Source organism: Cypionkella sp. TWP1-2-1b2 (genome assembly GCF_049896245.1).
GTDB lineage: Bacteria > Pseudomonadota > Alphaproteobacteria > Rhodobacterales > Rhodobacteraceae > Cypionkella.
In genome coordinates this window covers 1-13,127 of the sequence record NZ_JAFCTX010000064.1, presented here as the reverse complement: position 1 = coordinate 13,127, position 13,127 = coordinate 1, and the positions used below count along the sequence as shown (strand labels likewise).

Genomic DNA, 13,127 nt, shown 5'->3' with positions numbered 1-13,127 from the left:
AACGCTACAACCCGGCTGCGAAGCTCCATAGGATGTGATTTGCCCATCTCGATCCCCTATATCTGGAAAGATCAGGGAATCAGAAACCGTCCAAGATGGGAAGCCTGAATCATATGAACTGCGACTTGCTCTAGTCGATTTTGCCACGCTTTATCAGCGGCTTGAAGATGGCTGGTGCCGCGCGGAAGATCGCCCCGGCAAACTGGCAGCCGCCACCCTTGCCCGCATCCCCGCCGCGATGATCGTCACCGGGGAAGGCGTTTGCCAATGACCCAACCCATTCTTGAAGCGCGTGGGCTGTGCTGGGGGCCACCACGCAGGCCCGATATTCTAACCGATATCAGTTTTGCCATGGCCGAGGGCGAGGTGATGGCGATTTGCGGCGCGAATGGTGCGGGGAAATCGTCATTGCTGCGGATGCTTTACCGCTATGTCGCGCCCCGAAAAGGCACCGTCAGTCTGATGGGCCGCGATATCTGGCTACATTCGGCCCGCGAAACCGCCCGTCTGGTCGCCGCCGTGCTGCAAGAACAGCCCACGGATTTCGCCCTGACCGCGCGGCAGATTGTGGCGCTGGGCCGCTTGCCACATCGCGCGGGCTTTGCCGCCGCCAGCCTGCGCGATGCCGAGATGATCAGTGCTGCGCTGACCCGCCTAGACCTTGATCGCTTCGCCGACCACGCCTTTGGCACCCTCTCGGGCGGCGAGAAACAGCGCGTCATGGTCGCTCGCGCCTTGGCGCAGGAGCCGCGTGTGCTGATCTTGGACGAGCCGACCAACCATCTCGACATCCGCCACCAGCTTGAACTGCTGGCGCTGCTGCGCGGTCTTGGCCTGACGGTGATCTGCACCCTGCATGATCTGACCCTCGCCGCACAATTCGCCGACCGGGTGTTGGTGCTGGCCGAGGGTCGCGTGCTGTCGGACGGCCCGCCAGATCTGGCGCTGTCCGAGCGTCACATCGCCACCGCCTTCAACGTCACCGCGCGCATCGACCGTTCTGGTGCCTCGCCGCGCTTTTCCTTTCATCTGTAGGATTTCCCCATGAAACTTGCCCTGATCGCCTTGCTGCTGTCCGCCACGACAGCCGCCGCTTTCCCTGTCACGGTGAAAAGTTGCAACCGCGAGGTGACTTTTGAGTCCGCCCCCAACGCTGCTATTTCCAACGATGTAAACCTGACCGAGATGATGCTGGTGCTGGGCCTGCGCGATCATATGGTCGGCTATACTGGCATTTCCGGCTGGAAAACCCTCGACCCTGAAATGCGCGAAGGCGTGGCTGAGTTGCCGGAACTCTCGGCGAAATACCCCACCAAAGAGGTGCTGGCCGGGGCCGATGCCGACTTCTTCTTCGCGGGCTGGAATTACGGCATGAAGGTCGGCGGCGAGGTGACGCCCGAGACGCTGCAGCCGTTGGGCATCAAGACCTACGAGCTGACCGAAAGCTGTATTTTCGTTGGGGCGAAGGCGAAAAGCAGCATGGAGGATATGTATAACGACATCCTGAACCTTGGCCTGATCTTCGGCATCGAAGATAAGGCGAAGACGCTGGTCGATGGCTACAAAGCGCAGCTGGCCGAGATCACCAAGGGCGTTGATCACACCAACCCGCTGCGCATCTTCGTCTACGACAGCGGCGAGGATACCCCCTTCACCGCAGGCAAATACGCCATGCCCACCGCGCTGCTCGAGGCTGCGGGCGGCGTCAACATCATGGATGATCTGGACAAAAGCTGGGCCACCGTGGCGTGGGAGCCTGTGGTGGAACGTAATCCGCAGGTTATCGTCATCGTCAACTACGGCGATGTGACAGCAGAACAGAAGATCGCCTATATGAAGGGCAATCCGGCTTTTGCGGGCATTGATGCGGTGAAAAATAACCGCTTTGTGGTGCTGGACTATGTCGAGGCCACCCCCGGCCCGCGCAATATCAAAGCGGTGGAAAAGCTCGTCGCGGGTTTCGCGGCGAAGTAACGGCTTAACGCGCGCCGGGGGCAAACCCTCGGCGCGAACGGCCTTGAAGGGCAGGACAATGGCAGATCTTACGCAAACCACCACCGCCACAACCGTCTGGCATCTGTCCCGCCGCACCGCGTTTTCGCTGGCCGGGCTGGGGGCGTTGCTGCTGTCGATCCTGCTGGCGGTTTCTATCGGTGCGGTGCCGATCCCGCTGGCCACCGTCTGGGGCGTCGCCGTCAATCACCTTGCCCCCGACACCCTCCCCGTCACCTGGAGCCAAGGCCGTGAGGCCATCGTCTGGGACATCCGCTTTCCCCGCGCCGTGCTTGCGGCCCTCGTCGGTGCAGGTTTGGGCTTGACCGGAGCCGCGCTGCAAGCCGTCACCCGCAACCCCCTCGCCGATCCGCATCTGCTGGGCATATCCTCCGGCGGTGCGTTCGGGGCCATCCTTGCGCTGATGCATACCGGCATGTTTCTGGGCCTGCTGACCGTCCCACTGCTGGTCTTTGCCGGAGCCTTGGCGGCCACCGCCCTTGTCCTCGGCATCGCCCAATTCGCCAGCGCTACCTCTGCCGACCGTTTGGTCTTGGCAGGGGTTGCCGTCAGTTTCATCATCATGGCGGGCGCGAACATATTGATCTTCCTTGGCGATCCCCGCGCCACCCATACCGTTGTGTTCTGGATGCTCGGCGGATTTGGCCTCGCACAATGGCCACACCTTTTGTTCCCCCTTGCCGTGCTGATCCCTACCGGCCTGTGGCTTTGGCACCGCGCGCCTGATCTGAACGCGATGAGCTTGGGCGATGAAACCGCAAGCTCGCTCGGCATCCCCATCGCCCGCTTTCGCCTGTCTGTCTTTGTCGCAGGGGCGTTGATCACCGGAGTGATGGTGGCCTTCTCCGGCATCATCGGCTTTGTCGGCCTGATGATGCCGCATCTGGTGCGCCTGATCGTCGGCGGCGACAACGCCCGCGTGCTGCCACTATCGGCGCTGTTCGGCGCGATTTTCCTGACATGCGCCGATACCATTGCCCGCATCGTCATGGCCCCCGAGGATATGCCGATTGGCATCGTCACGGGGCTGACGGGCGGGCTGTTCTTTGTCTGGTTGATGGCCCGCCGCAGCTAACCTATTCCAGCGGCTGCTCTGGCCCGGCGATATGCACCGCCAGCAGGCAACCGTTCGGAGTATGCGAATTATGCTCGGTGCCGTCGGCATAAAACACCAAATCGCCCGCACGAAACACCGTGCCGTCGCTTTCAATCAACTCGCCCTCAAGGATCAGGAACTGCTCATGCCCCATGTGGCGGTGGCTGCGCGTCGTCATCCCCGCAGGCATCCGGTAGACGTGAAAGCCGGTGCCCAAAGGCAAATCGGTATCATGCTGCAAGATCGCATCGCCCAGCGCGAGGCCATCCGGGTAGACAAATTCTTCAAACTTCGCGGTGTGGATATTGGCAATCCGGCGGTCGCCCGCGTCAATCGGTTTCATTTGCAGGGTCATCTCAGCAGCCTTTCAGTTGGAAAAATGCGGCGCGCGGTAGACTTCACGGCCTTTGAACAGGGTCACCAGCACCCGAGTTTCGGCAATCGCATAGGGGTGAACCGAGTAGATATCGCGGTCGAGCACGATCAGATCGGCGGAATATCCCGGCTTCAGCGCCCCGGTGTAGTGCCCGCGCCAGCAGGCGGCTGCGGCATGGGTGGTATAGCCCAAAACCGCCTCGGCCACCGTCAGGCGCTCATCCGGGAAGAACGGTTCTGCCACGCCGCGCGCCCGTGGCGGTTCGCGGGTGACAGCGGTGCCGATGATCTCAAACGGGTTCAGCGTCGTCACCGCCCAATCCGAATTGATGCAATAGGGCGAGCCTGCGTCGATCAAGGAGCGGAACGCATAGGTTTGCTCCGCGCGATCTGCACCGATCATCAGCATGGTTTCATCCGGGATGATCGGATCATTGCAGGCCCACAAAGGTTGCAGGTTCGCCATCACCCCTAGGGCAGCAAAGCGTGGAAAATCAGCCGGGTCCACCACCTGACAATGCGCAATCTGATGCAGTGAGGGCCAAGCCCCATTCGCCGCCCGCGCCGCCGCAAACCCGTTCAGCGCGGCATGGGTGGCGGCATCGCCGATGCAATGGACGTGGATTTGAAACCGCTCTGCGTCCAAAGCGGTGAACATCGCGTCGATCTTATCTTGCGGGAACATCAGCGGCGCATTGCCTCCCGCCGTATCGGCATAGGGTGCCAGCATCGCCGCTGTGCGGTTCTCCAACCCGCCATCAAGGAAAAACTTCGCCGCGTTCAGATGGAAATCCTGCCCGCCATGCGCCGCCCGCAGGCTGCGCAGGCGGGTCATCATCGTCTCTACCGTATCGGCAGCCGTCACGAGGCAAGCGCCCGCCACCCGCAGCGTCAACGCATCCTGTGCCAGCGCCCCGCTGTAAATCCGCGCGTGATGATCGAGAATCCACGGATCAATCACCCCGGTGATGCCGTGCTTGTTGGCCAAAGCCTGCCCCGCCCGCAATCCCCGCCTGCGCACATCATCACCCGTCTGCGGCAGTCGGGAAGTGGCCCAGTTGATCGCCTCCTCATGCAGCATCCCTGTCGCCACCCCGCGCGCATCCCTAACGATATGGCCATTCAACGGGTCCGGCGTATCTGCCCCCACGCCGATCATCGCCAAAGCTGCCGAGTTCAAACAGGCGTTGTGAAAATTGCCGTCGTAGATCAGGCAAGGCCGATCCGGCACCACCGCATCAAGGCACTCTCGCGTCACGTTGTGGTCACCAAAGAACCCGCATTGCCAGCCTGCACCCCAGATCATCGGCCCAGATTGCGCCGCCGCATGATCTGCCATCACCGCCTTAATTTCGGCCAGCGTCACGCAATCATACAACTGCGCCGTCTCGACCAAATCCGTGCCGCCGTTCAGCAAATGGATATGCGCATCCTGAAACCCCGGCAGCACCAGCCGCCCGCCCGCATCAATCCGCCGCGCTCCGGCCCGTGCGCCAAGCTCTGCCGCATCACCCAGCGCCACCACCAGCCCGTCGCGCAGCAGGATGGCTTCTGCCATCGGACAAGCCGGGTCCATCGTGCGCACGCGCGCGTTGTATATCAATGTTTCAGTCATCGCTCCCCCACTCCCGGCGGCAAAGGCAGCCGCCGTTCCACCAGCAACGATACAGGATCTTGCGCGTCAAGGGGCGAGCATATCCGGTACACCTCCAACACCGCTTCGGAAATCACCCCCGCCTGATACAACGTCATCGCCGCTGCATAGCGCTGGCGTCCCGATCCGGGCAGGCCCAAAGGCGTGTGCAGCGCGCTAGTCATTGGTGCGATACGCCAATCGCGCATCCGCGTCGCGCCGCTTCTCGGATCGGTTCAGCAGATACCCGGCCAAAGCCACGCCGACACCCACCACCAAAACCGTCAGCGTCGCCAACGCATTGATATCCGGCGTCACCCCCAGCTTGACCTTTGACCAGATCAGCAGCGGCAAGGTGGTGTTGCCCGGCCCGGTGGTGAAGGACGTGATCACCACATCATCCAGCGAAATGGTAAACGCCAACAGCCAGCCCGACAGGATCGCCGGAAAGATCACCGGCAGGGTCACGTCAAACAGCACCGCCCAAGGTTTCGATCCCAAATCCATCGCGGCTTCCTCAATCGCGCGATCAGCTTGCAGCATCCGCGATTGGATGATCGTGGTCACGAACACCATCGAGAAGGTGATATGCGCCAGCGTTACGGTGGTGAAGCCGCGCGCCGACGGCCAGCCGAGGAATTTCGCCATCAGGATGAACAGCATCAGGGACGAGATTCCGGTGATGACCTCGGGCATGATCAGAGGTGCTGTCACGAGGCCCGAGAACAACGTCCGCCCCTTGAACCGCCGAAACCGTGCGAGGGTTATGCCCGCCATCGTGCCAAGGATTGTCGCCGCCGTGGCTGACGTGACCGCGATTTTCAGCGACAACAGCAGGGCCGCGCCGACCTGCTTGTTCGACAGCAGCGAGACATACCACTTGGTCGAAAACCCACCCCAGACCGTCGCCAGCCGCGATCCGTTGAACGAATAGACCATCATCGACAGGATCGGGATGTAGAAGAACGCAAAGCCAAAGCACATCACGGTGATCAGGAACACGGGGCGGCGTCTCATGGCTCCTCCCCCGCTTCGGCCTTCGATTGATAATGCGTGTACAGCATCATCGGCCCGACCATCAGCAACAAGAGCGCAATCGCCACCGAAGCCGCCATCGGCCAGTCTGAGGCCGAAGAAAACTCATCCGCAATCACCCGCCCGATCATCGGGCTGGATGCATCGCCTACTAAGGTCGGAATAACCAACTCCCCCGCCGCCGGAATGAACACCAGCATCGCGCCTGCGATGATCCCCGGCACAGATTGCGGCAAAGTCACGTCCAGAAACACCCGGAACGGGCGCGAGCCAAGGTCCATCGCGGCTTCGTCCAGCACGGGATCAAGCCGTTCCAGATTGGCATAAAGCGGCAGGATCATGAACGGCAGGTAGGTGTAGACCATCACCAGAACCACCGCGAAATTGCTGTGCATCATTGGGATGCTGGACAGATGCCATGTGGCGGGTGTCAGCAGGTTATAGGCATCGGTCAGCAGGCCATTGAACCAAGAATTTTTGCCCATCAACCCCATCCACGCATAAACCCGCAGCAGGAAAGAGGTCCAGAACGGCAGAATCACCAGCATCAGCAGGATGTTACGCCAACTCGCCGATACCCGCGTCAAAGCCAGTGACATCGGATAGCCGAGCAGCAGGCATAACACCGTTGCCACCCCGGCATTGCTGAGGGAAACCAGAAACGCCCGGATATACAGATCATCATGGAACAGCCGCGCATAGCCGACAAAGCTGATCCACGGATGCGCGCCGCCATAGCCAAAGGGGGGTGCTGTCGGCGTGCGGCTGCCAAAGGAAATCGCCAGCACCAGCAGAAACGGGATGAAGAAAAACAGCAGTAGCCAGAGATAGGGCAGACCGATGATCACCCCGCGATAGCCGCGCCCCTGAAGCCATTGCGCGATCCGGTTGCGCATCATTCCACCAGCAAAATCGCGGCACTCGGCGCGAAGCTGAGGTAAACCTTGTCGTCCCAATCTGGTCGCCCACCCGCAGAACGGCCTGCGTTGACCGAATGCACCGAGATCAACTCGCCCGAGGGCAAAGTGATGCGATAAAGACTATCCTTGCCAAAATAGGCCAAATCCTTGACCTGCCCGGCTATAATATTCAAGGCTTCTGGCACATTCTCGGCCTCTGGCCGCGCCTGACTGATCACCAGCTTCTCGGGCCGCACCGCCAGCGTCACCTCTTGCCCCACGCTCAACCCCGGCACCGCCCGCGCCTGCACCTCGCCTTGAAACGCCGCAACCGCTACCGTCGCCACATCGCTAGCCAGCGCCGAAACCTTGGCGGGAAACGCGGTGATCGAGCCGATAAACCCCGCCACAAACCGCGAGTTCGGGTATTCATACACCTCAGTCGGCGCACCGACTTGGCGAACCCGACCCTTGTCCATCACTGCAATCCGGTCCGAAAGCGTCATCGCTTCTTCCTGATCATGCGTCACCACGATGAAGGTCACACCCGTGCGTTCCTGAATAGACATCAGTTCAAACTGGGTATGCTCGCGCAGCTTTTTATCCAAAGCGGCCAAAGGTTCATCCAGCAACAACAGCTTCGGCTGCCGCGCCAAAGCCCGCGCCAAGGCCACCCGCTGCCGTTGCCCGCCGGAAATCTGATGCGGTTTGCGATGCCCGAACGGCGTCAACTGCACCAGCTCCAGCATCTCGGCCACGCGCGCCTTGCGCTGGGCTGCCGTCATATTCTCGTGCTTCAGCCCGTAACCGACGTTCTTCTCGACACTCATGTGCGGGAACAAGGCATAGCTTTGGAACATCATATGCACCGGGCGCTGCCACGGCGGCACGCCCGCCATATCCTGCCCGTCGATGAAAATACTACCCGCGCTGGGTTCTTCAAATCCCGCCAGCATCCGCAGCAATGTCGTCTTACCGCAGCCCGACCCGCCCAAAAGCGAGAAAATCTCGCCCTGCGCCACGGTCAGCGATACGTCTTGCACGGCCTGAAACGTGCCAAAGGATTTCGACACGCCCTCGATACGAATGAACGGATCAGCCACCTTAACCCGCCTTGATCTCAGCCCAGATCCGGGTGATCTCGCGATCCTGCTCCTCGGATTGCGGCGCGGGGGTGTAGAGGCGTTTGAGGGTTTCCGCATCCGGGTAAACCGCAGGGTCGCCGGTGATCGCAGGATCGACCAAAGCCGTCGCAGCCTTGTTGGCATTGGCATATCCGGTGAAATTGGTGCAGGCGGCAATCACATCGGGCCGCAGCAGGTAGTCAATAAACTTATGCGCGCCTTCGACATTCGGCGCATCCGTCGGGATGCACCAGTTGTCAAACCAAGCCGGAGCGCCGGTTTTCGGCACGAAATATTGCAGGTCAATCTTGATCCCCGCCTCTGCCGCCCGCGTTTTCGCCACGCCGTAATCGCCTGACCAGGTATTCGCCATGCAAATCTCGCCATTCGGCAGCGTATTCAGGTAGTTGGCATTATCAAACGTGGAAACATATTGCCGGATCGGTGCCACCGCGTCCGCCATCTTGCGATATTCCGGTTCCCGCGCCGAACTCGCATCTAAGCCTAGATAACTCAGCACCATGAAGCCGAAATCGGTCGGGCTATCCAGCAGGGATATCCCGCAATCCGCCAGCTTGGCGGCATTTTCCGGATTCAGCAACGTGCCCAAATCCGACAAATCCGCATCCGGCAGCCGTTCCTTCACCATATCCATATTAAACGTAAAGCCAACCGAGCCCCACATATAGGGCACCCCATAAAGGTTGCCCGGATCAAAGCCCTCAACGATCTTCAAGATCGCCGGGTCCAGATTGGCCCAGTTGGTCAGCTTGGCGCGATCAGGCTTCTGATACACCCCGGCAGTGATAAAACTTGCCAGCTTCAGGCTCGACATCAGCACCACATCATAGCCGGTCGATCCTGCCAGCATCTTGGCCTGCATCTCCTCGGCCGAGGCGTAAAGATCATAGACCACACCGACCCCGGTCTCTTTTTCAAAATCCGCCAGCGTGGTTTCGCCGATGTAATCCGACCAGTTATAGACATTCACGCTCAAAGCCTGCGCCCAAGACGGACGGGCATAGGGCGCGGCCAATGTGCCGCCAAGCAGTCCAAGCGCGTGGCGCCGTGTCAGTGTCATGGCCGTCTCCCTGATTTTATGGCTGTCATGCAGGTTAACCCTGCACCTTGGTCTGGCAAATCAATTCATCATTGCGGCTTGCAATTTCCGCCTCGGGTGGAGGCTTTGCCAAATTCATCACCGGCATCAGCGCCCGCAGGCTGTCATGGTGCCGCTTTAGCCCGTATTCGAGGTCCGAGAGATGAAAGCCCTCAAACGCGGTGGACAGCATCGACTCGTTTGACCAGATCGACAGTTGCTGATCCTCAGCCGAGGTATCCCGGTCAATCCGATACGCCAGATACCGCGCCGCCTTCATCTGCCTGCTTTCCACCGGCTGTCGGTAAATCCGCCCCGTGACCCGCGTCTTGCCGGGCGAGATCGGGATTTCCTGATAATACTGCACTGATTCCGGGGTGAACGCGAAAACCGCATTGGGGAACAGCCCGTAATAGGTCCACACCGTCTGCAAATGTTCCGGCAACCAAGCCTGCCGCTCGGCCAGCGCCAGATACATCTTCACCGACCAGCGCCGCGCCGGGGCATCACCAAAGCTGCCGATTGACACATTCAGCCCACCATCGAGATGCAGATCGCGGTAGGTCCGGCCATACAGATCCTGCAACGCCGGATGCGCCATCGGCACATGGTAGCCCTCGTTATCCACATCGCGCACCGATTTCCAGTTCACCGGCAGATCGGTCGCCCAATGCGGCATATCCAAGGGCAACACGCCCTCGCTGCGATAACCCGCGAAATCGGCGGCATAGGGGGCGAGCATTTCCGCCACCGCAGGCTGCGGGCCGGGGAAAAACCGGATGAAGATAAAGCCGTGGAAAATCTCCATCTCAATCGGCTTTAGCCCAAACTGCTCCCGATCCAACCCGCCGAAACTGCTCGGCTGCGCCGCCCCCCGCAAAGACCCATCGAGATTATAAACCCAGCCATGAAACGGGCAGACCAGCGCGCCCTTGCAATGGCCCTTCTCGCCATCCACCACCCGCGCGCCGCGATGCCTACACAGGTTGTGAAACGCCCGCACCACGCCATCCTGCCCCCGCATCACCACTGCGCGTTCGCCCAAAAGGTCAAACGCCAGCCAATCGCCGGGGTTGGCCACATCGTTCAAATGCCCCACCACCTGCCAATGCGTCAGGAACAGCTTGTCACGCTCCAGCGCAAACATTGCCTCGGAATGATAGGTCCAGGCCGGAAGCCCCCGGCGATCCCAATCATTCGGAATCGTCATGCTGGCTGCATCATGTTGGGTCATCGGCTGACCTCCATTTCTTGTAAAAGCCATTGGTGAAAGCGGTGAATCTCATATTCCTCGGGCATCAACGTGCCACCGCGATAAGCGGGCGACAGCATCCCCCGCTGGTTCATCTCTGCCGCGCAGCCATCCTGCCGCAGCACGATCTTGGCGAAGCTGGCCACCTCCGCCGCATCAAACCCCGGCTGCGCGAGCGTTTCGGGCGAGAAATACCATTCCACCACCAGCGCCGTCCTTGTGGGAGACAGTGGCACGATCCGCACCGAGCGCACATGATCGACATGCGCCACCACATAAGCCGTCGGCCAAAACGTGACGAACTGATACCCCGCCGCCCGCTCGGCCTCCGTCAACCCCGCAAACACTGGCCCACACGCCGCCCCGCTCGGCGTCCAACTTTTCGCCCCCAGCTTGAGATTCCCCGAAGGCACTTCCCCCGCCCATCCGACAGCCTCCGACGCCGCCATAATCCCCTGCCCATAGATCGGCACGAGGTCACACAATTCAGGATGTATCCCCGGACAATGCAGACATTCCGAGTAATTTTCCCAAAAGACCTTCCAGTTACATGCAATCTCGGTCCGCCAGAGATGCCCCGTCACCAAAGCATCCATCGGCCAATGGTCCAGCACGGCCAAATCCACATCCGCCAGCAGATCACGCGTGGCGTCGCCCGTATTCAGAAACAAAAACCCCGCCCAAACCCGCGATGCCACCGCCAGCAACCCATGCGCGGCCCGGTCAAAATTCACGGTAGGCACCGCATGGCCGGTTGCCACCAGCCGCCCATCATCCGCCGCATAAGCAAAGGCGTGATAGGGGCAGCGGATCAGCCTGCCCAACGGCTCCACCGCCTCGCGGCACAACTCCGACCCGCGATGCCGACAGGTATTGTGAAACGCCGAAACCGCACCCTCCACCGCCCGACACACAATCACATCCGCAGCCCCCACCTGCATCCGCCGCATCGTGCCGCCGCCAAAATCCTCCAGCCGCCCGACGCAAATCCAGTTCTGCGCGAACACCGATGCCATCTCGCGCGCATACCAATCCGCATCGGCATAAACCGCTCCCGGCAGCGCCGCAGGGCAGAACTCCAGACGTGGCGAAGGTGAAGGCGAGACCTGAGTCATGGCAAACCAGTGCTGTTTCCTCATGCTCGCAAGATTCTGACTGGTCTGTCAATCAGAATTTGTGTAGCTTACCAAAAGCGATATTTCAGCTAAGAAAGCGCCATGAACCACGCCCCAACCACCCCCCCGCCGCGCAAACTGTCGCGCGAAACCCGCCGCGCCCAAGTGATTGAGGCCACCATCGACGTGCTGGCCGAACAGGGCTACGCCCGCGCCACCCTCACCGATGTGGCGCGCAAGGCGGGCATCTCGCACGGCTTGGTGAATTTCCATTTCCAGACCAAAGACGCGCTGCTGGCCGAAACCCTCGGCTATCTCTCTGACGAATACCGCCAGAACTGGGACGCCGCCCTCGCCGCCGCCGGCCCCGCGCCCGCCCATCAACTCGACGCCCTGATCCGCGCCGATTTCGAACCCGCAATCTGCACCCCCGCCCGCCTGTCCGCATGGCTGTCGTTCTGGGGCGAGGCGCAATCCCGCCCGCTCTACCAAGCCAAATGCGGCGAAAACGACCGCCTCTACATCGCCAAACTGGAACAGGTCTGCACCGCGCTGCTCCGCGAGGGTCGCTACCCCGGCCACCCGATCCTGATCTCCCGCGTCCTGCGCGTCACCTCCGAAGGCGTCTGGGTCGACCTGATCTCCACCCGCGAACCCTACTCGGCGACCGAGGCCCTGCAAACCGTCCACGCCGCCGCCATGGCGTTTTTTCCAAGGCATTTCGGGGCGGCGGGGTTGTTGTAGGGGCTATCGACCAACATCCTAGCTTTTCAAGTGTCCAGCATGTCCCATTCATCGCCGAGAACCCAACGGATTGCGGACAGCTTGCCGCTGAGCATACCCCACTCGAAATCAGTCCACGGGCCTAGCTCATCGGGATAATGTTCTTCTGCGGACTTCATGGCGGCGATCATTCCGTCCCATATCTCATCGACGATCATGGCTTGCCGCTGCTCGGGTGTGCCTGCCTTCCAGACCTCCCTAGAAACCCGCTTCTGCCTGCCGCCCTTGACAGCGTCGATGATGCCCCACTTGCGGCCATACCAGATCTGCGTGGTCAGCTTATCCTCGGCCTCAATCAGTTCAGAGAGCGCCCGAGCCTGTTGGCTGTACTCACGGTCAAATGTGATCTCTTCGATCAAGTCGCTAGCGTACTCATTCAGGAGCGCGCCAAGATTAGTTGAATATCGCGAGTGCGTCGCATCAAAGAGCACTTCGAGATCGGGGTGTGGTAGGCGCGTGTCCGCACCCTTTTGGCTGAAGTCGTGGGTGTTGTGGGTAACGAACGCGAGCACCTCGTCACCCTCCCGTTGCGAGAGGGCGTCGATGTAAGTCTCAATGATAATGGCGTCCCCGATACCATTGATTGGACCTGTCCCGGTTTCGTTCCGGTCTTTTGAGAGCAATACTCGCCATCAAGGAGACCGGATATGGCAGCGATACACAGCGACGAGTTCAAGCGGGATGCGGTTCGCATCGCGCAGAC

Annotated in this window: 15 protein-coding genes; 4 read left to right on the top strand and 11 right to left on the bottom strand. The window is 60.7% G+C overall.

Features of this window, described 5'->3' with window-relative positions; genetic code table 11:
- Positions 1-130 precede the first annotated feature (130 nt).
- On the bottom strand, positions 131-268 hold the full coding sequence (locus tag ACP7AP_RS23125; RefSeq protein WP_426038135.1) for a hypothetical protein: 138 nt from the start codon (positions 266-268) through the stop codon (positions 131-133).
- Here ACP7AP_RS23125 and ACP7AP_RS23120 point away from each other — a divergent pair.
- The 3 genes from ACP7AP_RS23120 to ACP7AP_RS23110 are packed head-to-tail and all read left to right on the top strand — an operon-like array spanning position 268 to position 3,088.
- Positions 268-1,035: an ABC transporter ATP-binding protein gene (locus ACP7AP_RS23120; protein WP_426038133.1), complete on the top strand. Its 768-nt coding sequence runs from the start codon at positions 268-270 to the stop codon at positions 1,033-1,035. The genes ACP7AP_RS23125 and ACP7AP_RS23120 overlap by 1 nt on opposite strands.
- A 9-nt stretch (positions 1,036-1,044) precedes the next feature.
- Complete coding sequence (locus tag ACP7AP_RS23115; RefSeq protein ID WP_426038131.1) at positions 1,045-1,974, top strand: ABC transporter substrate-binding protein; 930 nt, start codon at positions 1,045-1,047, stop codon at positions 1,972-1,974.
- 58 nt (positions 1,975-2,032) lie between these two features.
- On the top strand, positions 2,033-3,088 hold the full coding sequence (locus tag ACP7AP_RS23110) for a FecCD family ABC transporter permease (RefSeq protein ID WP_426038129.1): 1,056 nt from the start codon (positions 2,033-2,035) through the stop codon (positions 3,086-3,088).
- Between the two features lies 1 nt (position 3,089).
- Here the strand turns inward: ACP7AP_RS23110 and ACP7AP_RS23105 are convergent, their stop codons facing one another.
- From ACP7AP_RS23105 to ACP7AP_RS23065, 9 genes are read right to left on the bottom strand one after another with little or no spacing between them, the layout of a single operon-like run.
- Positions 3,090-3,464: a cupin domain-containing protein gene (locus ACP7AP_RS23105; protein ID WP_426038127.1), complete on the bottom strand. Its 375-nt coding sequence runs from the start codon at positions 3,462-3,464 to the stop codon at positions 3,090-3,092.
- Between the two features lie 12 nt (positions 3,465-3,476).
- The gene (locus ACP7AP_RS23100) at positions 3,477-5,099 is read right to left on the bottom strand and encodes an amidohydrolase (protein ID WP_426038125.1); all 1,623 of its coding nucleotides are present in this window, start codon (positions 5,097-5,099) and stop codon (positions 3,477-3,479) included.
- A complete protein-coding gene (locus ACP7AP_RS23095) occupies positions 5,096-5,302 on the bottom strand; it encodes a hypothetical protein (RefSeq protein WP_426038123.1) in 207 nt (68 codons plus the stop codon). The genes ACP7AP_RS23100 and ACP7AP_RS23095 overlap by 4 nt, the downstream gene beginning before the upstream one ends.
- The gene (locus ACP7AP_RS23090; protein WP_426038121.1) at positions 5,295-6,134 is read right to left on the bottom strand and encodes an ABC transporter permease subunit; all 840 of its coding nucleotides are present in this window, start codon (positions 6,132-6,134) and stop codon (positions 5,295-5,297) included. The genes ACP7AP_RS23095 and ACP7AP_RS23090 overlap by 8 nt, the downstream gene beginning before the upstream one ends.
- Positions 6,131-7,048: an ABC transporter permease gene (locus ACP7AP_RS23085; RefSeq protein ID WP_426038119.1), complete on the bottom strand. Its 918-nt coding sequence runs from the start codon at positions 7,046-7,048 to the stop codon at positions 6,131-6,133. Before ACP7AP_RS23085 ends, ACP7AP_RS23090 begins: the two co-directional genes overlap by 4 nt.
- Positions 7,048-8,154 (bottom strand): ABC transporter ATP-binding protein, encoded by a 1,107-nt coding sequence (locus tag ACP7AP_RS23080; RefSeq protein WP_426038117.1) that lies wholly within the window; start codon positions 8,152-8,154, stop codon positions 7,048-7,050. The genes ACP7AP_RS23085 and ACP7AP_RS23080 overlap by 1 nt, the downstream gene beginning before the upstream one ends.
- Position 8,155: 1 nt before the next feature.
- On the bottom strand, positions 8,156-9,256 hold the full coding sequence (locus ACP7AP_RS23075) for a polyamine ABC transporter substrate-binding protein (protein ID WP_426038115.1): 1,101 nt from the start codon (positions 9,254-9,256) through the stop codon (positions 8,156-8,158).
- 34 nt (positions 9,257-9,290) lie between these two features.
- Complete coding sequence (locus ACP7AP_RS23070) at positions 9,291-10,508, bottom strand: aromatic ring-hydroxylating oxygenase subunit alpha (protein ID WP_426038113.1); 1,218 nt, start codon at positions 10,506-10,508, stop codon at positions 9,291-9,293.
- A complete protein-coding gene (locus ACP7AP_RS23065; protein ID WP_426038111.1) occupies positions 10,505-11,665 on the bottom strand; it encodes an aromatic ring-hydroxylating oxygenase subunit alpha in 1,161 nt (386 codons plus the stop codon). The genes ACP7AP_RS23070 and ACP7AP_RS23065 overlap by 4 nt, the downstream gene beginning before the upstream one ends.
- 78 nt (positions 11,666-11,743) lie before the next feature.
- Between ACP7AP_RS23065 and ACP7AP_RS23060 the strand changes: the two genes are divergently transcribed.
- The gene (locus ACP7AP_RS23060; protein WP_426038109.1) at positions 11,744-12,385 is read left to right on the top strand and encodes a TetR family transcriptional regulator; all 642 of its coding nucleotides are present in this window, start codon (positions 11,744-11,746) and stop codon (positions 12,383-12,385) included.
- Between the two features lie 26 nt (positions 12,386-12,411).
- Here the strand turns inward: ACP7AP_RS23060 and ACP7AP_RS23055 are convergent, their stop codons facing one another.
- Positions 12,412-13,047 (bottom strand): hypothetical protein, encoded by a 636-nt coding sequence (locus ACP7AP_RS23055; protein ID WP_426038107.1) that lies wholly within the window; start codon positions 13,045-13,047, stop codon positions 12,412-12,414.
- Positions 13,048-13,127: the final 80 nt, after the last annotated feature.

Coding starts and splice junctions, on each gene's coding strand:
- ACP7AP_RS23120 (WP_426038133.1), top strand. CDS start 268: ATGACCCAACCCATTCTTGAAGCGCGTGGGCTGTGCTGGGGGCCACCA.
- ACP7AP_RS23115 (WP_426038131.1), top strand. CDS start 1,045: ATGAAACTTGCCCTGATCGCCTTGCTGCTGTCCGCCACGACAGCCGCC.
- ACP7AP_RS23110 (WP_426038129.1), top strand. CDS start 2,033: ATGGCAGATCTTACGCAAACCACCACCGCCACAACCGTCTGGCATCTG.
- ACP7AP_RS23105 (WP_426038127.1), bottom strand. CDS start 3,464: ATGACCCTGCAAATGAAACCGATTGACGCGGGCGACCGCCGGATTGCC.
- ACP7AP_RS23100 (WP_426038125.1), bottom strand. CDS start 5,099: ATGACTGAAACATTGATATACAACGCGCGCGTGCGCACGATGGACCCG.
- ACP7AP_RS23095 (WP_426038123.1), bottom strand. CDS start 5,302: ATGACTAGCGCGCTGCACACGCCTTTGGGCCTGCCCGGATCGGGACGC.
- ACP7AP_RS23090 (WP_426038121.1), bottom strand. CDS start 6,134: ATGAGACGCCGCCCCGTGTTCCTGATCACCGTGATGTGCTTTGGCTTT.
- ACP7AP_RS23085 (WP_426038119.1), bottom strand. CDS start 7,048: ATGCGCAACCGGATCGCGCAATGGCTTCAGGGGCGCGGCTATCGCGGG.
- ACP7AP_RS23075 (WP_426038115.1), bottom strand. CDS start 9,256: ATGACACTGACACGGCGCCACGCGCTTGGACTGCTTGGCGGCACATTG.
- ACP7AP_RS23070 (WP_426038113.1), bottom strand. CDS start 10,508: ATGACCCAACATGATGCAGCCAGCATGACGATTCCGAATGATTGGGAT.
- ACP7AP_RS23065 (WP_426038111.1), bottom strand. CDS start 11,665: ATGAGGAAACAGCACTGGTTTGCCATGACTCAGGTCTCGCCTTCACCT.
- ACP7AP_RS23060 (WP_426038109.1), top strand. CDS start 11,744: ATGAACCACGCCCCAACCACCCCCCCGCCGCGCAAACTGTCGCGCGAA.